The organism is Pseudomonas songnenensis, assembly GCF_003696315.1.
Lineage (GTDB): Bacteria > Pseudomonadota > Gammaproteobacteria > Pseudomonadales > Pseudomonadaceae > Stutzerimonas > Stutzerimonas songnenensis.
The window spans coordinates 217,792-243,420 of the sequence record NZ_RFFN01000001.1 but is presented as its reverse complement, the minus strand read 5'-3'; the positions used below and the strand labels follow the sequence as shown (position 1 = coordinate 243,420).

The 25,629-nt window shown below is 65.0% G+C and carries 24 protein-coding genes; 13 read left to right on the top strand and 11 right to left on the bottom strand.

The annotated features are described in order from the left end of the window. Window positions 1-22 precede the first annotated feature (22 nt). From rpoH to ftsY, 4 genes are all read right to left on the bottom strand, one after another. On the bottom strand, window positions 23-877 hold the full coding sequence (rpoH, locus tag EA798_RS01150; protein ID WP_106157272.1) for an RNA polymerase sigma factor RpoH: 855 nt from the start codon (window positions 875-877) through the stop codon (window positions 23-25). 111 nt (window positions 878-988) lie between these two features. After that, on the bottom strand, window positions 989-2,008 hold the full coding sequence (ftsX, locus tag EA798_RS01145) for a permease-like cell division protein FtsX (RefSeq protein ID WP_122097776.1): 1,020 nt from the start codon (window positions 2,006-2,008) through the stop codon (window positions 989-991). Further along, entirely contained in the window at window positions 2,005-2,676 is a 672-nt protein-coding gene (gene ftsE / locus EA798_RS01140; protein ID WP_102824023.1) for a cell division ATP-binding protein FtsE, read from the bottom strand. Before ftsE ends, ftsX begins: the two co-directional genes overlap by 4 nt. Further along, window positions 2,673-3,923: a signal recognition particle-docking protein FtsY gene (ftsY, locus tag EA798_RS01135; RefSeq protein WP_122097775.1), complete on the bottom strand. Its 1,251-nt coding sequence runs from the start codon at window positions 3,921-3,923 to the stop codon at window positions 2,673-2,675. Before ftsY ends, ftsE begins: the two co-directional genes overlap by 4 nt. Before the next feature lie 229 nt (window positions 3,924-4,152). Between ftsY and EA798_RS01130 the strand changes: the two genes are divergently transcribed. From EA798_RS01130 to rsmD, 3 genes are read left to right on the top strand one after another with little or no spacing between them, the layout of a single operon-like run. Then, on the top strand, window positions 4,153-5,505 hold the full coding sequence (locus EA798_RS01130; protein WP_122097774.1) for a M16 family metallopeptidase: 1,353 nt from the start codon (window positions 4,153-4,155) through the stop codon (window positions 5,503-5,505). Continuing rightward, window positions 5,498-7,039: a M16 family metallopeptidase gene (locus EA798_RS01125; RefSeq protein ID WP_122097773.1), complete on the top strand. Its 1,542-nt coding sequence runs from the start codon at window positions 5,498-5,500 to the stop codon at window positions 7,037-7,039. The genes EA798_RS01130 and EA798_RS01125 overlap by 8 nt, the downstream gene beginning before the upstream one ends. Then, the gene (gene rsmD / locus EA798_RS01120; protein ID WP_122097772.1) at window positions 7,039-7,653 is read left to right on the top strand and encodes a 16S rRNA (guanine(966)-N(2))-methyltransferase RsmD; all 615 of its coding nucleotides are present in this window, start codon (window positions 7,039-7,041) and stop codon (window positions 7,651-7,653) included. The genes EA798_RS01125 and rsmD overlap by 1 nt, the downstream gene beginning before the upstream one ends. A gap of 11 nt (window positions 7,654-7,664) precedes the next feature. On the opposite strand, the gene EA798_RS01115 is transcribed toward rsmD, so the two are convergent. Then, window positions 7,665-8,069, bottom strand: coding sequence for a hypothetical protein (locus tag EA798_RS01115; RefSeq protein ID WP_015275264.1), 405 nt, complete (start codon window positions 8,067-8,069; stop codon window positions 7,665-7,667). 176 nt (window positions 8,070-8,245) lie between these two features. Here EA798_RS01115 and EA798_RS01110 point away from each other — a divergent pair, with 176 nt between their 5' ends. After that, on the top strand, window positions 8,246-9,229 hold the full coding sequence (locus EA798_RS01110) for a hydrolase (RefSeq protein ID WP_122097771.1): 984 nt from the start codon (window positions 8,246-8,248) through the stop codon (window positions 9,227-9,229). Between the two features lie 12 nt (window positions 9,230-9,241). Here EA798_RS01110 and EA798_RS01105 read toward each other — a convergent pair whose 3' ends face one another. Then, on the bottom strand, window positions 9,242-9,916 hold the full coding sequence (locus EA798_RS01105) for a TetR/AcrR family transcriptional regulator (RefSeq protein WP_122097770.1): 675 nt from the start codon (window positions 9,914-9,916) through the stop codon (window positions 9,242-9,244). Between the two features lie 130 nt (window positions 9,917-10,046). Here EA798_RS01105 and EA798_RS01100 point away from each other — a divergent pair, with 130 nt between their 5' ends. The 6 genes from EA798_RS01100 to ggt all read left to right on the top strand — a co-directional run bounded on the left by EA798_RS01100 (window position 10,047) and on the right by ggt (window position 16,295). Further along, the gene (locus EA798_RS01100; protein WP_122097769.1) at window positions 10,047-11,459 is read left to right on the top strand and encodes a coniferyl aldehyde dehydrogenase; all 1,413 of its coding nucleotides are present in this window, start codon (window positions 10,047-10,049) and stop codon (window positions 11,457-11,459) included. A gap of 14 nt (window positions 11,460-11,473) precedes the next feature. Further along, the gene (locus tag EA798_RS01095) at window positions 11,474-12,004 is read left to right on the top strand and encodes a twin-arginine translocation pathway signal protein (RefSeq protein WP_122097768.1); all 531 of its coding nucleotides are present in this window, start codon (window positions 11,474-11,476) and stop codon (window positions 12,002-12,004) included. A 15-nt stretch (window positions 12,005-12,019) separates the two neighbouring features. Beyond that, window positions 12,020-13,615, top strand: coding sequence for a GMC family oxidoreductase (locus EA798_RS01090; protein WP_122097767.1), 1,596 nt, complete (start codon window positions 12,020-12,022; stop codon window positions 13,613-13,615). 105 nt (window positions 13,616-13,720) lie between these two features. Beyond that, entirely contained in the window at window positions 13,721-14,203 is a 483-nt protein-coding gene (gene coaD / locus EA798_RS01085) for a pantetheine-phosphate adenylyltransferase (protein ID WP_003303199.1), read from the top strand. 107 nt (window positions 14,204-14,310) lie between these two features. Beyond that, complete coding sequence (locus EA798_RS01080; protein WP_003303200.1) at window positions 14,311-14,562, top strand: YfhL family 4Fe-4S dicluster ferredoxin; 252 nt, start codon at window positions 14,311-14,313, stop codon at window positions 14,560-14,562. After that, window positions 14,562-16,295, top strand: coding sequence for a gamma-glutamyltransferase (ggt, locus tag EA798_RS01075; protein ID WP_122097766.1), 1,734 nt, complete (start codon window positions 14,562-14,564; stop codon window positions 16,293-16,295). Before EA798_RS01080 ends, ggt begins: the two co-directional genes overlap by 1 nt. Here the strand turns inward: ggt and EA798_RS01070 are convergent. The 4 genes from EA798_RS01070 to EA798_RS01055 form a co-directional block, all read right to left on the bottom strand. Then, window positions 16,279-18,069, bottom strand: a complete 1,791-nt coding sequence (locus EA798_RS01070) for a Na/Pi cotransporter family protein (RefSeq protein ID WP_376780563.1) — start codon at window positions 18,067-18,069, stop codon at window positions 16,279-16,281. The two genes, ggt and EA798_RS01070, sit on opposite strands and share 17 nt — an antisense overlap. Window positions 18,070-18,217: 148 nt before the next feature. Further along, entirely contained in the window at window positions 18,218-18,559 is a 342-nt protein-coding gene (locus EA798_RS01065; protein WP_122097765.1) for a multidrug transporter, read from the bottom strand. A 115-nt stretch (window positions 18,560-18,674) separates the two neighbouring features. Next, the gene (gene mutM / locus EA798_RS01060; RefSeq protein ID WP_122097764.1) at window positions 18,675-19,487 is read right to left on the bottom strand and encodes a bifunctional DNA-formamidopyrimidine glycosylase/DNA-(apurinic or apyrimidinic site) lyase; all 813 of its coding nucleotides are present in this window, start codon (window positions 19,485-19,487) and stop codon (window positions 18,675-18,677) included. A 56-nt stretch (window positions 19,488-19,543) separates the two neighbouring features. Continuing rightward, window positions 19,544-20,356: an HDOD domain-containing protein gene (locus tag EA798_RS01055; protein WP_167462885.1), complete on the bottom strand. Its 813-nt coding sequence runs from the start codon at window positions 20,354-20,356 to the stop codon at window positions 19,544-19,546. Window positions 20,357-20,539: 183 nt separating this feature from the next. Here EA798_RS01055 and EA798_RS01050 point away from each other — a divergent pair, with 183 nt between their 5' ends. Beyond that, window positions 20,540-21,079, top strand: a complete 540-nt coding sequence (locus EA798_RS01050) for a type 1 glutamine amidotransferase domain-containing protein (RefSeq protein WP_106157254.1) — start codon at window positions 20,540-20,542, stop codon at window positions 21,077-21,079. A 101-nt stretch (window positions 21,080-21,180) separates the two neighbouring features. Beyond that, window positions 21,181-22,377 carry a class I SAM-dependent rRNA methyltransferase gene (locus tag EA798_RS01045; RefSeq protein WP_122097762.1) on the top strand — a complete coding sequence of 399 codons (1,197 nt, stop codon included), beginning with the start codon at window positions 21,181-21,183 and terminating at the stop codon, window positions 22,375-22,377. A 48-nt stretch (window positions 22,378-22,425) separates the two neighbouring features. Here the strand turns inward: EA798_RS01045 and EA798_RS01040 are convergent, their stop codons facing one another. Next, window positions 22,426-23,274, bottom strand: coding sequence for a poly(ethylene terephthalate) hydrolase family protein (locus tag EA798_RS01040; protein ID WP_106157252.1), 849 nt, complete (start codon window positions 23,272-23,274; stop codon window positions 22,426-22,428). Window positions 23,275-23,774: 500 nt separating this feature from the next. On the opposite strand from EA798_RS01040, the gene ilvD reads away from it, so the two are divergent. Continuing rightward, on the top strand, window positions 23,775-25,613 hold the full coding sequence (gene ilvD / locus EA798_RS01035; protein WP_122097761.1) for a dihydroxy-acid dehydratase: 1,839 nt from the start codon (window positions 23,775-23,777) through the stop codon (window positions 25,611-25,613). The last annotated feature ends 16 nt before the right edge of the window (window positions 25,614-25,629 follow it).

Genomic DNA, 25,629 nt, shown 5'->3' with positions numbered 1-25,629 from the left:
TCGCTTTTTGCGCCTCCGCGCGTCAGGCCTGAATAGAACCCTTGAGCTTGTTCATCGCGTTCTTTTCCAGCTGACGAATGCGCTCGGCCGACACGTTGTACTTGGCCGCCAGGTCGTGCAGGGTGGCCTTGTCTTCGTTCAACCAGCGCTGCTGCAGGATGTCGCGGCTGCGCTCATCAAGACTCTCGAGCGCCGTATGCAGGCTGGAGGTGGAGCTGTCGCTCCAGTCGGCATCTTCCAGCTGACGGGCCGGATCGTAGCGATGATCTTCCAGATAATGCGCCGGTGACTGGTAGGCGCTGTCGTCGTCGGCATCGGCTGCCGGATCGAACGCCATGTCGTGGCCGGTCAGACGGCTTTCCATCTCGCGCACTTCATGCGGCTCGACGCCCAGGCTGTCGGCCACGGCGGTCACTTCATCGTTGTTCAGCCAGGCCAGACGCTTTTTCTGGCTGCGCAGGTTGAAGAACAGCTTGCGCTGCGCCTTGGTGGTGGCGACTTTGACGATGCGCCAGTTGCGCAGGATGAACTCGTGGATTTCGGCGCGAATCCAGTGCACGGCGAAGGACACCAGCCGTACACCCATTTCCGGGTTGAAGCGCTTGACCGCCTTCATCAGGCCGACGTTGCCTTCCTGGATCAGGTCGGCCTGAGCCAGCCCGTAGCCGGAATAGCTGCGGGCGATGTGAACGACGAAACGCAGGTGCGCCAGCACCATCTGCCGAGCCGCTTCGAGATCCTGATGATAGAAGAGGCGCCCGGCCAGCTCGCGCTCCTGCTCGACGGTGAGCAGCGGGAGGCTGTTCACGGTCTGCACGTAGGCCTCGAGATTGGCTCCCGGGACTAGCGCTTGAACAGGTTGCAGAGTAGTTGTCATGCAGTACCTCCAATGACGAAGCTGCAGCAGTTTAGCATTGCCGCATGAGACTGCAAGCCTGTGGAAAAGTTCCACAGGCGACCAGTCAAGTCATTGTTATTAAAAGAGTTTTTATCGCGGAGCAAGCTCGCTCAGGTGCCTCGCAACAGCCAGCCAGGCGCCTATGTATCCCAGCAGCACGGCACCGATCACCAGCGACAGCGCATCACCAGCCGGAACGCCTTCCAGACCGAAATCGCTGCCGTAGAGACCGGCCAGACTCACCACAGCCTCGTTCAGCCAACCCAGGCCGTACGCCAGCAGCAGCCAGGCGATCAGCCCCGCGCCCAGTCCGTATATGGCGCCCATGTAAAGGAAGGGCCGGCGCACGTAGCCGTCGGTGCCGCCGACCAGCTTGACGACTTCGATCTCGGTACGGCGGTTCTCGATGTGCAGGCGGATGGTGTTGCCAATCACCAGCAGCAGTGTGGCGATCAGCAGCAGAGTCAGACCGAAGACGAAGCGATCGCCGAGCTTGAGAATCGCCGTCAGACGCTCGACCCAGAGCAGATCCAGCTGTGCCTGCTGCACGCCAGGCAGTTCGGCCAGCTGCAGGCGCAGCGCTTCGAGCTTGTCCTTGTCGACTTCATTGGGTGTCACCACGATCACGCCCGGCAGCGGATTCTCCGGCAGTTCCTTGAGCGCTTCACCGAGGCCGGAAAGCTGCTGGAACTCTTCCAGCGCCTGCTCACGACTGACCCAATCCGCCGTTGCCACATCGGGCATGTCCGCGACCTCGTCACGCAAGCGCTCACCGGCACCTGCGTCCACGTCCAGCTGCATGAACAGGGAAATCTGCGCTGCACGCTGCCAGGAGCCGCCAAGCCGCTCGACATTGTCCAGCAGCAACGCCAGGCCCATGGGCAGGCTCAGCGCCACGGCCATCACCAGGCAGGTGAAGAAGCTGCCGATCGGCTGCTTGAGCAGACGACCGAGGCTGTCCACCAGGCTGGCCCGATGACTTTCCAGCCAGGCGTGGAACAGCGTCTTGAAGTCCGGCTCGTCACTATGCGGCTGCTCGGGCTTCTTCACCGAGCCACCGACACGCTCGGCCGTGCTCGGTGTGGCCTTGGGCTTGCGCTCGCTGCTCATCGGCTGGCCTCCCCGTCGCCGATCAGGCGACCACGTTGCAGGGTCAGCATGCGGTGGCGCATCCGCGCGATCAGTGCCAGGTCGTGACTGGCGATCAGCACGGTAGTGCCGAGGCGATTGATGTCTTCGAACACGCCCATGATCTCCGCCGCCAGTCGCGGGTCGAGGTTACCGGTGGGTTCGTCCGCCAGCAGCAGGGCCGGGCGATGTACCACGGCGCGGGCGATGCCGACGCGCTGTTGCTGACCGGTGGAAAGATCGGCCGGGTACTGCAGGGCCTTGTCCTTGAGGCTGACGCGCTCCAGCGCGGTCATCACCCGCTGGCCGATCTCGCGCTTGTTGAGACCGAGAATCTGCAGCGGCAGGGCGACGTTATCGAACACAGTCCGATCGAACAGCAGCTGATGGTTCTGGAACACCACGCCGATCTGTCGGCGCAGGAAGGGAATCTGCGAATTGGTGATCCGTGACAGATCCTGCCCGGCCAGCAGCAGCTTGCCGCTGGTAGGGCGCTCCATCGCCAGCAGCAGGCGCAGCAGTGTGCTTTTGCCGGCACCGGAATGGCCGGTGACGAAGAGGAACTCGCCGCGACGCACCTGGAAGGAAAGCTCGTGCAACCCGACGTGACCGTTGGGGTAGCGCTTGCCGACCTGCTCGAAACGGATCATGCGTCTTCCCGCTGGGCGAACAGCGCTTTGACGAAGGCGTCGGCCTCGAAAGTGCGCAGATCGTCGATCCCTTCGCCCACACCGATGTAACGGATCGGCGTGCCGAACTGCTTGGCCAGGGCAAAAATCACCCCGCCCTTGGCGGTGCCGTCGAGCTTGGTCAGCACCAGGCCGGTCAACTCGACCGCCTGATTGAACTGCCGGGTCTGGTTGATCGCGTTCTGGCCGGTGCCGGCGTCGAGCACCAGCAGCACTTCATGCGGAGCGGAATCGTCGAGCTTGCCCATCACCCGACGGACCTTCTTCAGCTCCTCCATCAGGTTGTCCTTGGTGTGCAGACGCCCAGCGGTATCGGCGATCAGCACGTCGATACCACGGGCCTTGGCGGCCTGCACGGCATCGAAGATCACCGAGGCGGAGTCGGCGCCGGTATGCTGCGCGATCACCGGAATACTGTTGCGCTCGCCCCATATCTGCAGCTGCTCGACCGCCGCGGCGCGGAAGGTGTCGCCGGCAGCGAGCATGACCTTCTTGCCTTCGAGTTGCAGCTTCTTGGCCAGCTTGCCGATGGTAGTGGTCTTGCCGACACCGTTCACGCCGACCACAAGGATCACGTAGGGACGCTTGCCGCTGTCGACCACGAGGGGTTGTTCGACAGGCTTGAGCAAGCCGGCGAGCTCTTCCTGCAGCGCCGTGTAGAGCGCGCCGCTGTCGGCCAGCTCCTTGCGCGACACCCGCCGGGTGAGGTTCTGCATGATCGCCGTGGTCGCCTCGACACCGACGTCGGCGGTGAGCAGACGCGTTTCCAGCTCGTCGAGCAGGTCGTCGTCGATGGCCTTCTTGCCGAGAAACAGGCTGGCCATGCCTTCGCCAATGCTGGAGCTGGTCTTGGACAGGCCCTGCTTGAGGCGCGCGAAGAAGCCCAGCTTGGTCGGCGCCTGGGCGGGTGCCGCCGTCGCCACGGGCACAGGTGCAGGTGCAGGTGCAATTTCTGGCTCTGGCTCTGGCTCTGGCTCTGGGAGTATTTCGGCCTCGACCGCCCGCTCGGGCAGTATCTCGGGAGCATCGATTGCCGGCTGTTCGATTTCGGCCTCAGGCTGCTCAGCGTGCGGCAGGCTGGTTTCCTGCGGCTCGGCGGCAGGCTGCTCGGCCACCGGCTGCTGCGGCTTCTTGCGTAGCCAGCCGAACAGGCCTTTCTTTTCACCGGGCTCGGCCGGCGTCTTCTTGTCGTCGTTGGAACCAAACATGGAGAAGGTATTCTCAAGGGTGCGATACGCCGGCAGCCACGCTGCCGGCCAAACGGGCTCTATCCTAGCACCTCGCAAAGCGGGTGCGCTAAGCACGGACTCCTCTATCAGGGCCGGTGAAGCAGCGGATATCCCGGCTTTGCCTGATCCGCACGCACCAGTACCATGGCTGCCGTGTTGCCGCCCTGCCAGTCTGCCGTGGCGGACACCAACTGGACGAGTCCCGACTATGCCTCTGATGTTACGCCGCGCCGCCGCCCTGCTGCTCGGAGCGCTTTATCTGCCCCTGCTGGCAGCAGCAGACAACCAGCCAACCCACGAGTTCTTCCTCGATAACGGGCTGAAAGTGATCGTTCGCGAGGATCATCGCGCACCGGTCGTGGTGTCGCAGCTCTGGTACAAGGTTGGCTCCAGCTACGAGACGGCCGGGCAGACCGGCCTCTCTCACGCCCTCGAGCACATGATGTTCAAGGGCAGCCGCAAGCTCGATGCCGGCGAAGCCTCGCGCATCCTGCGCGAGCTGGGCGCCGAGGAAAACGCCTTCACCAGTGATGATTACACCGCCTATTACCAGGTCCTGGCGCGTGACCGCCTGGCCGTGGCCTTCGAGCTCGAAGCCGATCGACTGGCCAGCCTCAAGCTGCCACCGGAAGAGTTCGCCCGCGAGATCGAAGTGATCAAGGAAGAACGTCGCCTGCGCACCGACGACAAGCCCAGCTCGCTGGCCTATGAGCGTTTCAAGACCCTCGCCTACCCCGCCAGCGGCTACCGTAACCCGACCATCGGCTGGATGGCCGACCTCAACCGGATGCAGGCCGACGAGCTGCGCGCCTGGTACGAACAGTGGTACGCACCGAACAACGCTACCCTGGTAGTAGTCGGTGACGTCTCGGTGGATGAGGTGCGCAACCTCGCCGAGCGCTTCTTCGGAGGCATCGAGAAACGCGAGGTGCCTGCTGCCAAACGGCCGCTGGAACTGGCCGAGCCGGGCGAGCGCCGCCTCAGGCTGCACGTCAAGACGCAGCTGCCGACATTGCTGATGGCCTTCAACGCACCCAGCCTGGCTACCGAGGAGAACGCTCGCCAGGTCCATGCGCTGCGGTTGATCTCCGCGCTGCTCGACGGTGGCTACAGCGCACGTCTGCCGGAACGGCTGGAGCGCGGCGAAGAACTGGTGACCAGCGCCTCGGCCTGGTATGACGCCTACGCCCGCGGCGACAGCCTGTTTGTCCTCAGCGCAGCACCGAACATGCAGAAGGGCAGGACGCTCGAGGAAGTCGAAGCCGGCCTCTGGCAGGAGCTCGAGGCACTCAAGCAGACGCCACCCTCGGCGGACGAACTGGAGCGCGTGCGTGCGCAAGTCATTGCCGGCCTGGTCTACGAGCGCGACTCCATCACCCAGCAGGCCACCACCATCGGCAAGCTGGAAACCGTCGGGTTGTCCTGGCGCCTGATGGACGAGGAGCTGAGCGCCTTGGAAGCCGTCACGCCCGAGGACATCCAGCAGGCCGCCAGCACCTACTTCACTCGCTCCCGCCTGAGCGTCGCCCATGTTCTGCCCGAGGAAGCCCGTGATGAATGATTTCAGCGCCCTGCGCAATGGCCTGTTCGGCCTGCTGCTGGCGGCCAGTTTCGGGCTTGCTGGCTGCGATGAAGGCTCCAAGGCCCTGCCGCAACCCGGCGAACCGGTGAAGCAGGACGTCGCACGCGAAGCCACCCAGCCGGCCGTGCCGATCGAAGTGCCTGCAACGCCTGAGAAGCCACGCCTGGAGTCGCTGGCCGAGCTCGGCGACCAGCCGCTCGCCCGGCGTAAGCTAGACATCCAGAGCTGGCAAACCGCTGAGGGCGCCAAGGTACTGTTCGTCGAAGCTCGCGAGTTGCCGATGTTCGACCTGCGCCTGACATTTTCTGCCGGCAGCAGCCAGGACGGCGACGTCCCGGGCCTGGCGCTGCTGACCAATGCCATGCTCAACGAGGGTGTCGAGGGCAAGGATGTCAGCGCCATCGCCCGCGGCTTCGAAGGCCTCGGCGCCGACTTCGGCAACGGCTCCTACCGCGACATGGCGGTGGTCAGTCTGCGCAGCCTGAGCGCGCCGGACAAGCGCGAGCCAGCGCTGGCGCTGTTCAATCAGGTCATCGGCCAGCCGACCTTCCCCGAGGATTCGCTGCAACGGATCAAGAACCAGCTGCTCGCCGGCTTCGAGTTCCAGAAGCAGAACCCCGGCAAGCTGGCCAGCCTCGAGCTATTTGCTCAGCTCTACGGCGACCACCCCTATGCCCACCCGAGCGAAGGCACGCCTGAGTCGGTCCCGGCGATCGGCGTCGAGCAGTTACGCGAATTCCACGCCCGTGCCTATGCGGCAGGCAACGTGGTGATCGCCCTGGTCGGCGACCTTTCCCGTGAAGAAGCCGAAGCGCTCGCTGCCGAGGTTTCCGCAGCCCTGCCGGACGGCCCAGCGCTGCCCGCAACGCCGACACCCAAGGCACCCGCGGCCGGCAAGCACCATATCGACTTCCCATCCAACCAGAGCCACCTGATGCTGGCCCAGCTCGGCATCCCGCGCGGTCACCCGGACTACGCAGCGCTGTACCTCGGCAACCAGATCCTCGGTGGTGGCGGTTTCGGTACGCGGCTGATGGAAGAAGTGCGCGAGAAGCGTGGGCTGACCTACGGTATCTATTCCGGCTTCAGCCCGATGCGCGCCGAAGGGCCATTCATGATCAGCATGCAGACCCGCGCCGAACTCACCGAAGGCGCATTGGATCTGGTGCAGCAGCTGGTGCGCGACTACCTCGCCGAAGGCCCGAGCGAGGCCGAGCTGCAGCGCAGCAAGCGCGAGATCGCCGGCAGCTTCCCGCTGTCCACTGCCAGCAACGCGGACATCGTCGGCCAGCTCGGCAGCATCGGCTTCTACGGCCTGCCATTGACCTACCTTGAAGATTTCATGGGCGAGGTGCAGGCGCTGACGGTCGAACAGGTCAGGACGGCAATGAACAAGCACCTGCAGGAAGATGCCTTCGTCATCGTCACCGCCGGTCCCAGCGTCGAGCAGCAACCGCTGCCGCCGCCCACCGAAAAACCAGTCGAACAGCCCAGCGGCGTTCCGGAGCACTGATGGCCAAACCACCGATTCGCCCAAACGCCCACGGCGGCCAGGGCCAGTTGCGCATCATCGGCGGCGAATGGCGCTCGCGCCGCTTCAGCTTCCCCGATGCCGAAGGCCTGCGGCCGACGCCGGACCGGGTACGTGAAACCCTGTTCAACTGGATCGCGCCCTACCTCTCCGGCGCACGGGTGCTCGATCCGTTCACCGGCAGTGGCGCGATCTATCTCGAGGCGCTGTCACGCGGCGCCAGCATGGCCCTGGCGCTGGACGTCAACGCCAACGCCATCGCCAGCCTGCGCAAGCATCTGGATACGCTCAAGTGCGGCCATGGCCAGTTGCTGCAGAGCGATGCCCTGCGCTACCTGGATACGCAGTCGCCTACGCCCTTCGATCTGGTCTTCCTCGACCCGCCATTCAACAAGAACCTGCTGCAACCAGCCTGCGAGCTGCTGGAAACGAAAGGCTGGCTGGCCGAACACGCCTGGATCTACACGGAAAGCGAAGCGGTGCCCTCCAGCCTCGGCCTGCCAGGCAACTGGCGTCTGCACCGGGAAAAGAAGGCCGGCAAGGTGCATTACGCACTGTGGGAGCGCAACGCGCCGTCCGGCTCCGCTTCGAGCTGAAGCCGAAGACCTCAGTAGAAGTCGACGGTCTGTCCGTTGCAATCGAAGGCGAGAAAACGGCCGATATTGCCGGTCTCGATGGCACTGACCATCATCTTCAGCGGCTGCTCGGCGTCATCGGCGTTCGGCGTGATACCGCCCTGTCCCGGCAGCGCCGCGGCGAACAGCAGGTCCCAGGCGACCCCGGTGCGCGCGGACTCGTCACGCAACGCGGCGAAGTCACTCAGCTCCTCGGGCAGCTTGTCGACGCAGAGCACCGGCTTCAGCGAGCCGCCGGCATTTTCCTCGAAGCGCTGGCGCTCGGCTTCGGTGGCATCGTCGGGCAACTCGGCGCTGACGAAAACGAACAGCAGTCGCTGAGGTTCGCGCTCCTCGCGCGCAGCGGCCAGCAGTTGATCGAAGGGGGTTGGCATCATGGGCAGGGTTCCGGATAAGACTATCGCGTCACTGTCCACCGCTTACGCGGCCCTGACCATATCCCTAAAGGCATAAGTCGCCGAGCGGCAGGCACCATTCAAGGCCTGCATCGTGCTTTTCTTCCTGGCGCCGACGCTCTAAGTTCAGCTCAAACCAGCAGGAAATTCGAGCGATCGTGTCCGACACCTTCCAACCCGCCTGGTGGCTCCCCGGAGCACACCTGCAGACCCTGTGGAACCCGTTCTTTCGCCAGGCACCGCGTCTTGAGCGCCAGCGCGAACGGCTTTGGCTGGCCGATGGCGACTTTATCGATCTGGACTGGCATGGCCCGCATGAAGCAAACGCACCGTTGGTTCTGGTGTTGCACGGGCTGACCGGCTCGTCGAATTCGCTCTACGTGCTCGGACTGCAGCAGCAGCTGAGCGCCCACGGCTGGTCCAGTGTCGCCGTCAACTGGAGGGGCTGCTCCGGCGAGCCGAACCTGCTGCCGCGCGCCTATCATTCCGGCGCCAGCGACGATCTCGCCGAGGTCATCGCCCATCTGCAGGCCAACCGCCCGCTGGCGCCGCTGTATGCGGTGGGTTATTCACTAGGGGGCAACGTGCTGCTCAAGTACCTGGGTGAAAGCGGCATCCATAGCCCGCTGCGCAAGGCGGTCGCGGTGTCGGTGCCGTTTCGCCTGGACCAGTGCGCCGACCGCATCGGCCTCGGCTTCTCCCGCGTCTATCAGGCGCATTTCATGAAGGCCATGGTCGCCTATGTGAAGGACAAGCAGCAGCGCTTCCAGCATGAAGGCCTGACCGAGCACCTGGGCGCCCTGCAGCGCCTGGGCCCGCTGCGGGGCATGCGCACCTTCTGGGACTTCGACGGCCGCTTCACCGCGCCGCTGCATGGCTACAGTGACGCCCACGACTACTATCGCCGCGCCTCCAGCCGCTACTACCTGCCAGCTATCACGACGCCAACCCTGCTGATCCAGGCCGCCGACGACCCCTTCGTGTTCCGCCACAGCGTGCCGGAGCCAGCCGAGCTGTCAGCGACCACGACCCTCGAGCTGCACGCCAGTGGCGGCCACGTTGGCTTCGTTGAGGGCTCGCCACGTCGGCCGCGCTACTACCTGGAGCAGCGAATACCGCAGTGGTTGGCGGAAACGCCCTGACACCGACCCGCGTCAGCTGCTCGGTACTTGCAGCAGCGGCTCCAGCTCAACGAAATACTCCCGCTGCAACGCCGCCACCGCCTCGCGAGCCGCCGGCGCGACGAAGCCGCTCTCCAGCGCGAGGACCTGATAGATACCGCGACGCAGTTGAAGCTGATCCAGCTGATCTGCACCGGCGCTGACCGTGCCTAGGAAACGCACCCAGGACGTGAGAATGATCCAGGCATTGAGCGCCAGAGCCTCGGTCTGGGCGTCGTCCATCACCAGAATGCCCGCCACGACGAATCCCCGGTAGATCGCCTGCGCATGCTGAAGGCAGCGAGCCGCGAACACCTGATAGCGCTGCGCAAGCTCCCGATTGGCATCCAGCAGCCCCTCCAGATCGCGATGCAGAAAGCGGTAGGCCCACATCGCATCGAGCAGCGCCTCGAGATAAAGCGCCTTGTCCTGTACCTGTATTTCCCGCGCTGGGGGCAGGCGCAGGAACTGGTCGACACGCGATTCGTACTGGCCGAACAACTCCGCCACGATCGCCTGCTTGTTGGGGAAGTGGTAGTACAGATTGCCCGGCGAAATACCCAGATGGGCGGCGATGTGGTTGGTCGTGACGTTGCGTTCGCCCTGGGCGTTGAACAGCGCCAGGCTGGCTTCGATGATGCGGTCACGGGTCTTGGGTCGGGGTGCCATGAGGCGGTGGGTTCTCGGCAGCGGAGCGAAGAAGCAACGGTACACGCCAGCGGCCGGGCAAGCACGTCTCGTTGACAGTTTAGAGCAATTACTCTAGAAATCTCCCAGCCGTTATTCTTGAGGAGCTTCCATGTCCGCCGACATCCCGCAGGCGATCGCCGCCATGGAGGCCGTGTTCCAGCGGCAACGTTCGGCCTTTCTCGCCGCGCCCATGCCTTCGGAGGAAGACCGCGTGCGCTGGCTGGACGCGCTGCGCGATGTGCTGGCAACTCACCAGCCGGCGCTGATCGAAGCGATCAGCGCCGATTTCGGCCATCGCTCGGCCGACGAAACCCTGCTGGCGGAAATCATGCCCAGCCTGCATGGCATCCGCTACGCCTGCCGCCATCTGCGGCGCTGGATGAAACCTTCGCGGCGGCGGGTCGGCCTGGCTTTCCAGCCGGCCAGCGCTCGTGTGGTCTATCAGCCGCTGGGCGTCGTCGGCATCATCGTGCCGTGGAACTACCCGCTCTATCTGGCCATCGGCCCGCTGATCGGCGCGCTCGCGGCCGGCAACCGGGTGATGCTGAAGATGAGCGAGTCGACACCGGCCACCGGCCAACTGCTCAAGACGCTGCTCGCGCAGATATTTCCCGAGGATCAGGTGGCGCTAGTGCTCGGCGACGTGGAGGTCGGCTGCGCCTTCGCCCGGCTACCCCTCGACCATCTGCTGTTCACCGGCGCAACCCATATCGGCCGCGACGTGATGCGTGCGGCGGCCGAGAACCTCACGCCGGTGACACTCGAACTCGGCGGCAAGTCACCGGCCATCGTCTCGGCCACGGTGCCGTTGGTCGATGCCGCCGAGCGCATCGCCTTCGGCAAGTGCATGAACGCGGGGCAGACCTGTGTCGCGCCAGACTATGTGCTGGTGCCGCAGGAGCGCATCGAAGGCTTCGTTTCCGCTTACCGCGAGGCCGTGCAACGTCTATATCCGAGCCTCGCGGACAACCCCGACTACACCGCGATCATCAACGACCGCCAGCTGACGCGGCTACAGGACTGCCTGGACGATGCCCAGGCCAAGGGCGCGCGGATCATGCCGCTGTTCGCCGAAGCGCAGCAGCGACGCATGCCGCATTGCCTGTTGCTCGAGGTCAACGAGCACATGCGGGTGATGCACGAGGAGATCTTCGGTCCGCTGCTGCCGGTCGTGCCCTACGGCGATCTGGATGAAGCACTGGCGTACGTCAATGCGCGGCCGCGGCCGCTGGCGTTGTACTACTTCGGCTACGACCGCGCCGAACAGCAGCGCGTACTGGAAAAGACCCACTCCGGTGGGGTGTGCCTGAACGATACCCTGCTGCATGTCGCGCAGGACGACCTGCCGTTCGGTGGCATCGGTCCTTCAGGCATGGGGCAATACCACGGGCGCGAAGGTTTTCTCACCTTCAGCAAGGCCAAGAGCCTGTTCATCAAACAGCGCTTCAACGCCGCCCGGCTGGTCTACCCGCCCTACGGCAGGTGGTGGCAGAAGCTGATCTACGCGCTGTTCATCCGCTGAAGCACGACATCACGATGCCCGATCTATCCGTCAACCGCCGCCAACTGCTCAAGATCGGTCTGCTCGGCAGCGCGGTGTTGGCCGGCGGCGGCCTGCTCAGCCGCACGTTCACTGCCGCTGCCGACGGTCCGGCGAGCGGCTTCACCATGCTGCGCGAAAGCGACCTGCCACTGCTCAATCGCCTGACACCGCTGCTGTTGCAAGGAACAGCGCCTGAAGAGGCCATGCCACAAGCGGTGCAGGACACCCTCGTCAGTCTCGACCTGGGCCTGCAACATCTGTCGCCGGCCCTGGCGAAGCAGGTGCAGCAGCTCTTCGATGTGCTCAGTCTGCCGCTGACCCGCGGTCCGTTGACCGGCGTCTGGGGCGACTGGAGCCATGCCTCGGATGACGAGCTGCGGGCATTCCTGCAGCGCTGGCAGAACAGCTCGCTGGCCCTTTTGCGTCAGGGCCACGCCTCGTTACTGCAGATGACCCTCATGGCCTGGTACGCCAGTCCCCGCTCATGGGCGCACTGCGCTTACCCCGGCCCGCCCAAAATCTGACCAAAGGAGGCCTGCGTGCCTGTTGCCGATCTGTTTGCCGAAGGTCTCGCCCGCGGCTGGACAACCCATGACGGCTCGCGCCTGCGGCAGGATCTGACGCTGGAAGCCGATATCGCCATCGTCGGCAGCGGCGCAGGCGGTGCCACCAGCGCCGAAGTGCTGAGCGCCGCGGGCTACAAGGTACTGCTGATCGAGGAAGGCCCGCTGCGCACCAGCGGCGACTTCGACATGCAGGAGGCCCGCGCCTACCGCTCGCTCTATCAGGAAGCCATCGGCCGCACCAGCAAGGACGGCGCCATCACCATCCTGCAGGGACGCGCGGTCGGCGGCACCACGCTGGTGAACTGGACGTCGAGCTTCCGCACACCACCGCAGACCCTGCAGCACTGGGCCAGCGAACACGGCGTCAGCGGACTTTCGGCCGAGGCGCTGCAGCCCTGGTTCGAACGCATGGAGCAGCGCCTCGGCGTCGCGCCCTGGGCGGTGCCGCCAAATGCCAACAACGCGGTACTGCAGCGCGGCTGCGAAAGCCTCGGCCAGCACTGGGCGGTGATCCCGCGCAACGTGCGCGGCTGCTGGAACCTCGGCTACTGCGGCATGGGCTGCCCGACCAACGCCAAGCAGTCGATGCTGGTTACCAGCATTCCGGCGCTGCTGGACAAGGGCGGCGAACTGCTTTACCTCGCCCGCGCCGAACGCTTGCTGATCCGTGCAGAGCAGGTCGTCGGCCTCGATTGCCTGGCGATGGACGATCGCTGCGTGGCGCCGACCGGGCGCCGTATCCGCGTGGTCGCCAGGCACTACATCCTGGCCGGCGGCGGCATCAACACGCCGGGTTTGCTGCTGCGCTCCGACGCCCCGGACCCGCACCAGCGCGTCGGCAAGCGCACCTTCCTGCACCTGACCAACTTCTCCGCGGCGCAATTCGACGCGCGCATCGACGCCTTCAGCGGTGCGCCACAGTCGATCTATTCCGACCACTTCCAGTGGCGCGACGGGGCTGCCGGGCCGGCCGGCTACAAGCTTGAAGTACCGCCCATTCACCCGGCCCTTGCGGCCACATTGCTCGGCGACTTCGGTACGGAGAATGCGCAGCGCATGGCCGCGCTGCCGCATACCCACGCGATGATCGCCCTGCAGCGCGACGGCTTTCATCCGGACAGCGCCGAGGGCACGGTGGAGCTGCGCAGCGACGGCAGCCCGGTGCTCGACTACCGCGTGACCGACTATGCCTGGAACGGCATCCGCCGCGCCTTTCACAGCATGGCGCAGATCCAGTTCGCCGCCGGCGCCCGCGCCGTGCTGCCGTTGCATGCCGACGCCCGCTACGTGCGTACGCCGCGCGCCGCCCGTGAGCTGATCGAGGGTCTGGACCTCGCGCCGTACCGCACCCGCCTCGGTAGCGCCCACGTGATGGGCGGTTGTGCCATGGGCGACGACCCACGCCGGGCCGTGACGGACAGCCTCGGACGGCACCATCAGCTGGCCAACCTGTCGATACATGACGGCTCGCTGTTCCCGACCAGCATTGGCGCAAACCCCCAGCTCTCGATCTACGCACTGTGCGCGAAACTGGCGTCGGATCTGGATGATCGCTTGAAGAAGTCTTGAGATTGACTCCCATTCACGCCAGATCGCCGCAGGGCATTCAGGCTTTACGCTGTCGACACCGAGCCGCTACCATCCACACCCCCACGCATGCGTCAGGACGCCGCGATGAATCGAGTGTTGTATCCGGGAACCTTCGATCCCATCACCATGGGCCACGCCGATCTGGTGGAACGCGCTTCGCGCCTGTTCGACGAGGTCATCATCGCTGTGGCGGCCAATCCGAAGAAGAACCCGCTGTTCCCGCTTGAGCAACGCGTGGCACTGGCTCGCGAGGTCACCAAACACTTGCCGAACGTGAAGGTCATGGGCTTTTCGACCCTGCTGGCGCACTTCGTCAAGGAGCAGCAGGCCAACATCCTGTTGCGCGGCCTGCGCGCGGTGTCGGACTTCGAATACGAGTTCCAGCTGGCCAACATGAACCGCCAGCTGGCGCCCGATGTGGAAAGCCTGTTTCTTACGCCGTCGGAAAAGTATTCCTATATTTCCTCGACGCTGGTTCGGGAAATCGCCTCGCTCAAGGGTGACGTATCCAAGTTCGTCCACCCGGCGGTGATGAGCGCGTTGCACGAGCGCTTCGGCCAGAACTGAAGCTGCCCGCCGGGCCGCGTCGAGTGCACGCGGGCCGGCGATGCGGCACAATTGCCCGGTCGTAATATTGCTGTGCCATGGTTCGAGCCATGGCAGGAGTTAGCTGGATGTCCCTGAAGATCACCGATGACTGCATCAACTGCGATGTGTGCGAGCCAGAGTGCCCGAACAGCGCCATTTCCCAGGGCGAGGAAATCTACGTCATCGACCCCAACCTGTGCACCGAATGCGTCGGCCACTATGACGAACCGCAGTGCCAGCAGGTCTGTCCGGTTGACTGCATCCCGCTCGACGAAAACAACGTCGAGAGCAAGGACGAACTGATGCAGAAGTACCTGATCATCACCGGCAAGGCGTGATGATCCTGCGGCGACCGGCCCGACGGAACACCCTGCTCAAGGGCCTCCAGGGTTGTCTCGCCGCCCTCCTGCTGCTGGCCTGCACGGCCCATGGCAGCGCCGTCACCCATGGTGCCGTTGCCACGGCCCATCCGCTGGCCAGCGAAGTCGGCCAGCACATCCTTGAATCAGGCGGCAATGCCTTCGACGCCACCGTCGCGGTGAGCGCCGCGCTGGCCGTGGTCGAGCCATACGGGTCCGGGCTCGGCGGCGGCGGTTTCTTTCTGCTGCGCGAAGCCGGCGACCCTGCTCGCCACATTTTTCTCGATGCCCGCGAGCGCGCACCCGGTGCCGCCACGCCCGATATGTACCTGCGCGACGGTAAGGTTCAACGCGAGCTTTCCCTGAACGGTCCGCTGGCAGCGGCGATTCCCGGCACGCCGGCCGCGCTGGTCGAACTCGCCGAGAAGCGCGGCCGCCTGCCCCTGAAGACCACCCTGGCGCCGGCCATCGCGCTGGCTCGCGATGGCTTTGCCGTGGATGCCGTCTATCGCCAGCGCGCCGGCTGGCGCCTTGCAGCGTTGCGTGATGACCCGGAGAGCGCGCGACTGTTTCTCCACGACGGGGCCCTGCCAGCCGAAGGCCATCTGCTGCGCCAGCCGGAACTAGCCGATACCCTGGAGCGCCTGGCCAGCCAGGGCCGTGACGGATTCTACCGCGGTGAACTGGCCAAGCGGCTGGTGCAAGGCGTGCGCGCGGCCGGCGGCATCTGGACACTGCAGGACCTGGCCGACTACCACACCGTGGAGCGCGAGCCGCTACGCTTCGCGCTCGCCGATGACCGCGAGCTGATCGGCGCGCCGCCACCCTCGGCGGGCGGCATGATCCTCGCGCAGAGCCTTGGAATCCTCGACCGTCTGGCCTGGCGCGAAGCCGAACCGCTGCAACGCAGTCATCTGGTGGTCGAGGCACTGCGCCGGGCCTATCGCGACCGCGGCCTGCTGGGCGATCCGGATTTCGTCGCGTCACCGCTGCCACGTCTACTTTCAGAGCAGTACCTCGACCAGCTCGCCCGCTCCATCGATCCCGACCAGGCGACGCCCAGCCGCGCGCTGCCACCCGCGCCGCGCTGGCGGGAGGGCGAACACACTACGCACTTCGCGGTGATCGATGCCGAAGGCAATGCAGTGGCCGCGACGCTGTCGCTGAACATGATGTTCGGCGCCGCCTTCACCGTGCCCGGCACCGGCGTGCTGCTCAATGACGAGATGGACGACTTCGCCGCCGACGTCGACGGCAGCAACGCCTACGGGCTCGCCGGCAGCAGCGCCAATGCGATATCAGGCGGCAAGCGCCCGCTGTCGAGCATGAGCCCGACCTTTATCGAAAGCGCTGAAGAATTCGCCGCATTCGGCACGCCGGGCGGCAGCCGCATCCCGAGCATGGTGCTGCTCTCGGCATTGTCTTATCTGGATGGCGAGCCGGTGCAGGCCTGGCCGGCAGTGCCGCGCTATCACCACCAGTACCTGCCAGATGTGCTGCAGTACGAAGCCGATGCCTTCACCCCGGCTCAGCTGGACGCCCTGCGCGCTCGCGGCCACCAGCCCAGGCTGATCGAACGCGACTACGGCAACCAGCAGGTGCTCTATTGGCACAAGCCGAGCGGCACGGTCGAGGCGGCCAGCGACCCACGCGGCATCGGCCAAGCCTTGAAAGTGCCGGCAGGTCGCGAACCGGTTACAGCTGCAGAATGACCGGGCCGTCGTCCTCGGCGAGCTGACGCAGCTGCCGCGTCAGCTCATGCCCCTCGCCAAGCAGCAGGGCATTGCGCAGGCTCTGGATGATGCGACTGGCATAGCCGAGATCGTTCATCAGCGAGCTGGTCTGCAGGCCATCCAGCTTGTGGTTGCGGATCGACTCGAACAGGCGGCGGCGAAACTCGGTATCGAATTGCGCCGCGCGCTCGTCCAGCCAGTTCAGCCGCTCGCGCCAGAGCTCATCGGGCAGTTCCGAGTGGTTCAGTGCACGAATCTCCCGGAGGGACTCCAGGAGATGCCGACGCAACTCGACATAGGCCTGGCGCGCGGCAGATTCGTCGGTGCGCAGATAGTGTCCCAGGTTCTTTTGCAGGTGCTTGGCATCCTTGACTGCATCCACCAACTGCAAAGCCGCTACCTGACAGCTCAGCCAGAACGCCTGGTGGCTTTCGTCCAACGGCAGTTCCAGGCGACCCATGAACGCCAGCAGATCGGAATACACGCCCTTGATATGGCGCTGATAGAGCCGCTCGGCATCCAGCGCCTGCGCTTCGGGCTTTGCATTGATCAGCGCTTCGTCGATCCTGCCCTGCTGTCGCAGCTGATCAACCGGCAGGTAGGTCGCATGACAGATCACCTCCAGGCTCAACCGGGCCAGGTGCTGCAGCTCCTGCGCCACGGCGCTGGCCGCAGCATCTACCGAATCCAGCGCACGATCGTTGAGGTAACGCGCATGAGTCAGCGGCTCTGCCGGCACCGCCTGGGCAAGCTCGGTAATCAGCACCGTCGGCTCGACACGATCGGGCAGCACCCGCTGCAGCAACGCGGCGAGCTGACGCTGAAACGGCCAGAACAGCGCGACGCCCATGGCGTTGAACAACGAATGGAACAGTGCCAGCTGAATCAGGGTGTTGCCGCCCAACCCCAGAGGCTCGGTGATCCAGCGCACCAGATCGGTGAGTGGCTGCAGCAGTGCCAGCGCCAGTAGCGCGGTCACCACGTTGAACAGTACATGTGCCAGCGCCAGCCGCTGGGCGCTCCGATTGCCGCCGAGCGAACCGACCAGGGCAGCGGTCACCGTGGTACCCACGTTGGCACCGATGGCGGTCGCCAGCGCCTGCCCGAGATCCAGCTGCCCGGCAGCCAGCGCGGTCAGCGTCAGCATCAGCGTGGCATGACTGGACTGCAGCACCACGGTGGCGAGCAGGCCGATCGCGACGAACAGCAACTGCCCCTTCAATCCTCCCGCATGGTAGTGCGACAGGTCGAAACTGCCGAAGCTGGAAAAGCCATCCTTGATCTGATCGATACCGAGGAAGATGAACGCGATGCCAAGCACGATGCGCCCGGCAGCCTTTCCCTTGTCGCCAGTGAAGCTGGCCAGCACCCCGAACACCAGTAGCGGCAAGGCAAGCGGGCTGAGGCTGACGTTCTGTCCGGCCAGCGCGAGCAGCCAGATGCCGGTCGTAGAGCCCAGGTTGGCGCCGAACAAAATCGCGATGCCACCCGCGAGCTTGATCAGCCCGGTACTGATGAAAGCGATAGTGAGTAGCGAAACCAGCGTGCTCGATTGCAGCAGCATGGTGCCGCTGATACCGAACAGCAGGCCCTTGAGCGGGGTTGCCGTGCTCCGCGCCAGCAGCTGCTCGAGCTTGCTACCGGCCAGCTGACGTAACCCCTCCTCCAGGCACTGCATGCCGAACAGGAAGAGCGCGAGCCCCGCGCAGAGCTCGAGCCAGCCGTCATTGGCCCAGAACGACCAGGACAGCATCAACACGCCGACGATCGGCAGAAGGATCTTGAAGTAGCGATTGTTCAAGCGTTCGGCTTCGCGGTGCGGAATGGGAGGCGAAGCCTACTGCAGCAGCACCACGACCGAAAGGCTCATGCCCGACGAGTCGCGGCGCGGATGATGCCGATCAATTCTGGGCGCCATAGCCACTGGTGGTGCAACCCAGGCAGCGCACGAAGGCCGCCTTGCCCGGCTCGACCACCAATGCCTTGCCAGCCTCGCCGACGTTACCGCCCAGCGCGGTGAACGGCAGGCTGACGACGAAAGCGGCGGCGCCCAGCACGGTCGCGCCGATCAGCAGCGGGCGGGCGATGACCAGATCGCCGATCATCGAGTAGGCCTTGGGCGCCTCAACGGTGTACATCGGATCGCCGCTGACATTCTGCGGAACCGATTCCGCATGCGCCGGCAGCGCCAGCAGGCCAGTGGTCAGTGCCAAGACAGCAGCGGTAGAGCGGAACAGGTTCATGGTGTGGTCCTTCAGCTGTGCGAAACGCGGCAATTTTAGTTGTGGCGGCCACTATAGCAGTGGCCGGGGCTCGCTGAGCGTGAACGCCGTCAATGCACGCGCAGTCTGCGGGGGTTCAACGCTGGCAACGACTGCAATAGACACTGGCGCGCTGACCGAGGCGAATCTCGCGCAGGGTCGAGCCGCAGCTCTTGCAGAATTCGCCGGCCCGTCCGTAGACGAACAGCTCCTGCTGGAAGTAACCGGGCTTGCCATCGCCGCCGACGAAGTCACGCAGGGTCGTGCCGCCGCGCTCGATGGCCATCGCCAATATTCGCCGGATCTCCTCACCGAGCTTCAGGTAACGCGCCCGTGAAATGCTGCCGGCCGGCCGCCGCGGGTCGATGCCGGCGGCGAACAGCGCCTCGCTCGCATAGATATTGCCGACGCCCACCACCACGGCGTTGTCCATGATGAACGGCTTGACCGCCATGCTGCGCCCGCGGGACAGCCGATACAGCCGGTCGCCGTCGAAATCCCCACCCAGCGGCTCGGGTCCGAGGCTCGCCAGCAGCACATGGGCGAGCGGCTCCTCGCTCCAGAGCATCGCGCCGAAACGCCGCGGGTCGGTGTAGCGCAGTGCCTGGCCGGACTCCAGCAGGATATCGACGTGATCGTGCTTGCCCACCGGCTGCGTCGCGTCCACCAGGCGCAGGCTACCGGACATACCCAGATGGACGATCAGCGTACCCGCCTCAGCCTTGATCAGCAGGTACTTGGCGCGCCGCTCGACGGCCTCGATGCGCTGACCGGACAGGCGCACATCGAGGTCTTCCGGAATCGGCCAGCGCAGGCGCCGGTCGCGCACCAGCACGCGGTCGACGCGCTGACCGACCAGGCGCGGCTCGATGCCACGACGGGTAGTTTCGACTTCTGGGAGTTCAGGCATGGCAGACGTTGAATACAGCGAAGGGATGCCGACCTTAGCAGGCCGGCGCCGGGGCGTCAGCCCACGCCCAGCTCGCGGATGCTCTCCTTCAGGCAGAGGAAGTCGTACTCCGAGAGCCCGACGTATTCGAGCACCAGCTGGGAGATGCCTTCCCACTCGTGATCGTCCGGCTGCGCACCGAGGACGCGATGGCAGGCACAGATGTGCTCGGCCATCTTGAGGATCGCCAGCAGCGTCTTGATCGGTGCATCGCGCGCCGAATCGTCGGAGAACAATGACAGGGCGTTGTGGTGATTGGCGATGGCATCGCACAGGTGCAACGGCAGGTTCCACGACTTCGCGGTGAAGTAGCCGACCACAGCATGGTTGGTGCTGAGCACGCGGTTCTCGATGTCGACGATGCGCTGCCCGGTCCCGGCGCTGGCATAGGCCTCTTCCAGCACCGCCATGTAGCCGGGGAAGCGCTTGAGCATCAGCGGTATGCCGCAGTTGTGGAACAGGCCCAGGGTGTAGGCCTCATCCGGCGACTGGTAGCCGATGCGCTTGGCCAGGGTGAGGCAGGCCATCGCCACATCCTGCGCGGTGTCCCAGAAACGGCTGAGGGTAACGATGGTTTCGTCACTCATCTCGCCCTTGATCGACTGGGCGTTGATCAGGTTGATCACCGAATTGCAGCCCAGCAGATTCACTGCCTGCTGAATGGAAGCGATGCGGTTGGCGAGGCCGAAATAAGGCGAGTTGACGATCTTCAGCAATGCGCCGGACAGCCCCGGGTCCTGGCTGATCAGCCGTGAGATGGCCTTCAGATCCGGAACGGGCATGACCTGCTCCATCTGCAGGTCGACCATGATTTGCGGTTGCGGAGGCACACTGATGCCTTGCAGCACCCGGCTAATCTGTTCGGCGGAGAGTTCAACGGCCATGAAGGGACGCTCAAGGAGAGGGCAAAGTGCCATCGGCACGAAAAGGCGAACTTTGGCTGAGATGCGGGTCACATTTCAAGTGACCCGCATTCCGCGGGGCGACCGACAGAACAGAAGGAGGCAATGCCAATGAGCCAATCTCTCGCTGGCAAGCGCGTGGCAATACTGGTGACCGACGGCTTCGAGCAGGTCGAGCTGACCGGGCCGAAGGAGGCGTTGGAAAATGCCGGAGCGACCGCGGAGATCGTTTCTGCCAAGAATGGCGAAGTCACCGGTTGGAATCACACCACACCGGCCAGCAAATTTCACGTGGACAAGACCTTCGACGACCTCGTTATGAATGACTATGACGCCGTGCTGCTGCCCGGTGGCGTGGTCAATTCCGATACCATTCGTACCGACGAAACCGCGCAGCAGCTGGTGCGCGATGCCGCTGCAGCGAACAAGCCGATCGCGGTGATCTGCCATGGCGGCTGGCTGCTGATCTCGGCCGGGCTGGCCAAGGGCAAGCGCATGACCAGCTGGCCCTCGCTCACCGACGACCTGAAGAACGCCGGCGCCGACTGGGTGGACCAGGAGGTGGTGGTAGACGGTCAGTTGATCAGCAGCCGCAAACCGGATGACATCCCGGCGTTCAACCAGGCGCTGATCAAGGCCCTGTCCGCCTGACCGGACGATGCGTGGCGGGCGCTGCGAGATTTTCCGGCAGCGCCGGCGCGCGTGGCCTGCCGCTCGTTTAGAATGCCCGTCTTTTTCCCGGAGCCCCGCCGATGTCCCTGCCCAGCCTGCGCCTCAAAGCCAATGCCGATCGCCGCCTGCGCGCCGGCCATCTGTGGGTCTACAGCAACGAGGTGGACACCGCGGCCACGCCGCTGACCGGCTTCGTCGCAGGGGACCAGGCCGTGCTCGAAGCGGCCGGTGGCAAGCCGCTGGGCATCGTCGGGATTTCGCCGAACAACCTGATCTGCGCGCGGCTGCTGTCGCGCGATCTCAAGCACAGCCTGGACAAGTCGCTGCTGGTGCATCGCATCCAGGTCGCGCTGTCGCTGCGTGATCGCCTGTTCGATCAGCCCTGCTATCGCCTGATCTACGGTGATTCCGACCTGCTGCCGGGCCTGGTGGTGGACCGCTTCCATGATCACCTGGTGGTGCAGCTGGCTTCGGCCACCATGGAGCGCAACAAGGATGCCGTGCTCGAGGCGCTGGTACAGGTACTCAAGCCCCGCGGCGTACTGTGGAAGAACGACTCCAGTGCCCGCGATGCCGAAGGCCTTGAGCGCTACGTCGATACCGCCTTCGGCGTGGTGCCGGAATGGGTCGCGCTGGAGGAGAACGGCGTGAAGTTCGAGGCGCCGGTCATGCAGGGCCAGAAGACCGGCTGGTTCTACGACCACCGCATGAACCGCGCGCGCCTGGCGCCCTACGTGAAGAGCAAGCGCGTGCTCGACCTGTTCAGCTACATCGGCGGCTGGGGCGTGCAGGCGGCGGCCTTCGGTGCCAGCGAGGTGTTCTGCGTCGACGCCTCGGCCTTCGCGCTGGACGGTGTCGAGCGTAACGCCGCGCTCAATGGCGTCGCCGAGAAGATGACCTGCGTCGAGGGTGATGCCTTCGAGGCAATGAAGGAACTGAAGAACGCCGAGGAGCGCTTCGATGTGGTCATCACCGACCCGCCGGCCTTTATCAAGCGCAAGAAGGACATCAAGAACGGCGAGGCCGCCTACCGCCGCCTCAACGAAGCCGCGATGCGCCTGCTGAACAAGGACGGCATCCTGGTCAGCGCCAGCTGCTCCATGCACCTGGAAGAAGACCACCTGCAGAACATCCTGCTTGGCAGCGCACGCCATCTGGACCGCAACATCCAGCTGCTCGAACGCGGCGCCCAGGGCCCCGATCACCCGGTACACCCGGCGATCCCGGAGACGCGCTACATCAAGAGCCTGACCTGCCGCATCCTGCCTAATAGCTGATCGCCCCCCGGTTACGCAGGGCGGCGAGCCGCCCTGCGTTCCCCCGCCTTATTCGATGCCCTTGCGCTCCACACTCCAGAGCAGACTGCTGCACAACCGGCAGAGGCGCCCGTAGAAGGTACCTCGCGCGCTCTGGTCGTCCATCAGGTGATAACGGAACCACGCGGTAGTCGGTCCACGGTATTCGCCGCCGCTACCCACCGGCTCGAAATGGCTGACATAGCGCCGCTCGCCCCAGAACACCGGAACGTTGGCGCGGGTATAGACCGGCTGGGCGTTCAGGTAGGGCACGGCGATGGTGTCCGCGCCGCCGGACATGAGGAACATCGGTCCGCGCTGGTTGCGCTGTGAAGACGAGTTATGCCCGAGTCCGATGGTGTAAGGCTGGATTGGCGCAGTAACCCGCACGCGGTCGTCCTGTCCGGCCATGATCGATCCGCCGCCACCCTGGGAATGGCCCGATGTAGCGACCCGTCCGGTATTCAGCACGCCGACGTAGGTGCCGTACGTGCGATTGCTCTCCTGCACGAGATAATCCAGACAGGCCAGCATTTCCCGGCCGGTGCCGGCGTTGGAGGTTTCTGCCGCGGCGACCACGAAGCCATGGCTGGCCCAATGGGTCAGCAGCCCGGAGTAGGTCGTCGGCCCGGTACCGGTGCCATTGCCCCAGAGGATGATCGGGTGCCTGACACCGTTCTGGCCCAGCGTGCGCGGCCGGTAGACCCGGCAGCTCGGCCCTTCGCTCTGACTGCTGACGGCATAAGGGCCGGCGTTGTCGAAGCTCGAAACCGCGGGGAATGCCGTCCCGGGTGTATCCGGCAATGGCGCAGCCATGGCGGAAGCGGAGAGGACCAGCAGAGCGGCAGCCCCGAGGTATCCACGTGCGAATGTGTGCATCTGTCTTCCTCATTCTTGTCATTGGTATCAGGATTCAACGCCAGCAAGCATTAACCGCTACCTCCGCAAAACGGGTGCTCGTGGCGAGTGACCACGCGCCGGTGACTGCGCAACCCAAAAGGCACGGCAGCCGGCGGCACGGTCGAAAATGGACTCTAGCGAGCGATCCCTGACCCGCCAGCCAAGCGGACCGGCGGTCATGGACCGGAAAAAAGGTACTGAACGGCAGCAGCAACGGCGCCCGGGCAGCGCCGGCCGGCTAGCACGCGGGCTGGCGCGAGACCGGCAATCGACCCGCCTGGCTCGCGCACGGGAACGTGCGTAGAATCGGTGATATCTCGCCATTCACCACACGGCGGACTCTGAGCCCAGGCCCTACGAGCGTCTACCCGCCTCGACCCGGCCCCTTCCGAACGCACGGTCATCCTCCGTTGCATCCGGCACAGGCGTTGCTCACCATACGCATACCTCCGATTACCTGATTAGCCGCAGGAACCGTCATGCCTGATTACCGTTCGAAAACCTCCACGCACGGCCGCAACATGGCCGGTGCCCGCGCGCTGTGGCGTGCCACCGGGATGAAGGACGAAGACTTCAAGAAGCCGATCATCGCCATCGCCAACTCCTTCACCCAGTTCGTCCCCGGTCACGTGCACCTGAAAGACATGGGGCAGCTGGTCGCCCGCGAGATCGAGAAGCACGGTGGCGTGGCCAAGGAGTTCAACACCATCGCGGTCGATGACGGCATCGCCATGGGCCACGACGGCATGCTCTATTCGCTGCCATCGCGCGAGATCATCGCCGACTCGGTCGAATACATGGTCAATGCGCACTGCGCCGACGCCATCGTCTGTATCTCCAACTGCGACAAGATCACCCCCGGCATGCTGATGGCCGCGCTGCGCCTGAACATCCCGGTGGTGTTCGTCTCGGGCGGCCCGATGGAAGCCGGCAAGACCAAGCTGGCCAGCCATGGTCTGGACCTGGTCGACGCCATGGTGGTGGCCGCCGACGACTCCTGCTCCGACGAGAAGGTCGCCGAATACGAGCGCAGCGCCTGCCCCACCTGCGGCAGCTGCTCCGGCATGTTCACCGCCAACTCGATGAACTGCCTGACCGAAGCCCTCGGCCTGTCCCTGCCGGGCAACGGCACCACGCTGGCCACCCACGCCGACCGCGAGCAGCTGTTCCTGCGCGCCGGGCGTATCGCCGTCGAGCTGTGCAAGCGCTACTACCAGGACGGCGACGAGTCCGTGCTGCCGCGCAACGTGGCCAGCCGCAAGGCCTTCGAAAACGCCATGACGCTGGACATCGCCATGGGCGGCTCGACCAACACCATCCTGCATCTGCTGGCTGCAGCCCAGGAAGCCGAGGTCGATTTCGACCTGCGCGACATCGACGCGCTGTCGCGCAAGGTGCCGCAGCTGTGCAAGGTCGCGCCGAACATCCAGAAGTACCACATGGAAGACGTGCACCGCGCCGGCGGCATCTTCTCCATCCTCGGCGAGCTGGCCCGTGGTGGCCTGCTGCACACCGATGTTCCCACCGTGCACAGCCCGAGCATGGCCGCTGCCATCGCCGAGTGGGACATCACCCAGACCCAGGACGATGCGGTTCACCACTTCTTCAAGGCTGGCCCGGCCGGCATCCCGACGCAAACCGCCTTCAGCCAGGCGACCCGCTGGGACACCCTCGATCTGGATCGCGCCGAAGGCTGCATCCGCAGCGTCGAGCACGCCTACTCTCAGGAAGGCGGCCTGGCGGTGCTCTACGGCAACATCGCCCTCGATGGCTGCGTGGTGAAGACCGCCGGTGTGGACGAATCCATCCACGTCTTCGAAGGCACGGCGAAGATCTACGAAAGCCAGGACAGCGCCGTGAAGGGCATCCTTGCTGACGAAGTGAAGGCTGGCGACATCGTCATCATTCGCTACGAAGGCCCGAAAGGCGGGCCGGGCATGCAGGAAATGCTCTACCCGACCTCGTATCTGAAGTCCAAGGGGTTGGGCAAGGACTGCGCCCTGCTCACCGACGGCCGCTTCTCCGGCGGTACTTCGGGCCTCTCCATCGGCCATGCCTCGCCGGAAGCGGCTGCAGGCGGCGCCATCGGCCTGGTGCAGGACGGCGACAAGGTGCTAATCGACATCCCCAACCGCAGCATCCAGCTGCAGGTCAGCGATGAAGAGCTGTCCCACCGCCGCATCGAGCAAGACAAGAAAGGCTGGAAACCCGCCCAGCCACGCACCCGCAAGGTGACCACGGCGCTCAAGGCCTACGCCCTGCTCGCCACCAGCGCCGACAAGGGCGCGGTGCGCAACAAGGCGATGCTGGACGGCTGATCACCTGTCGCAGCCG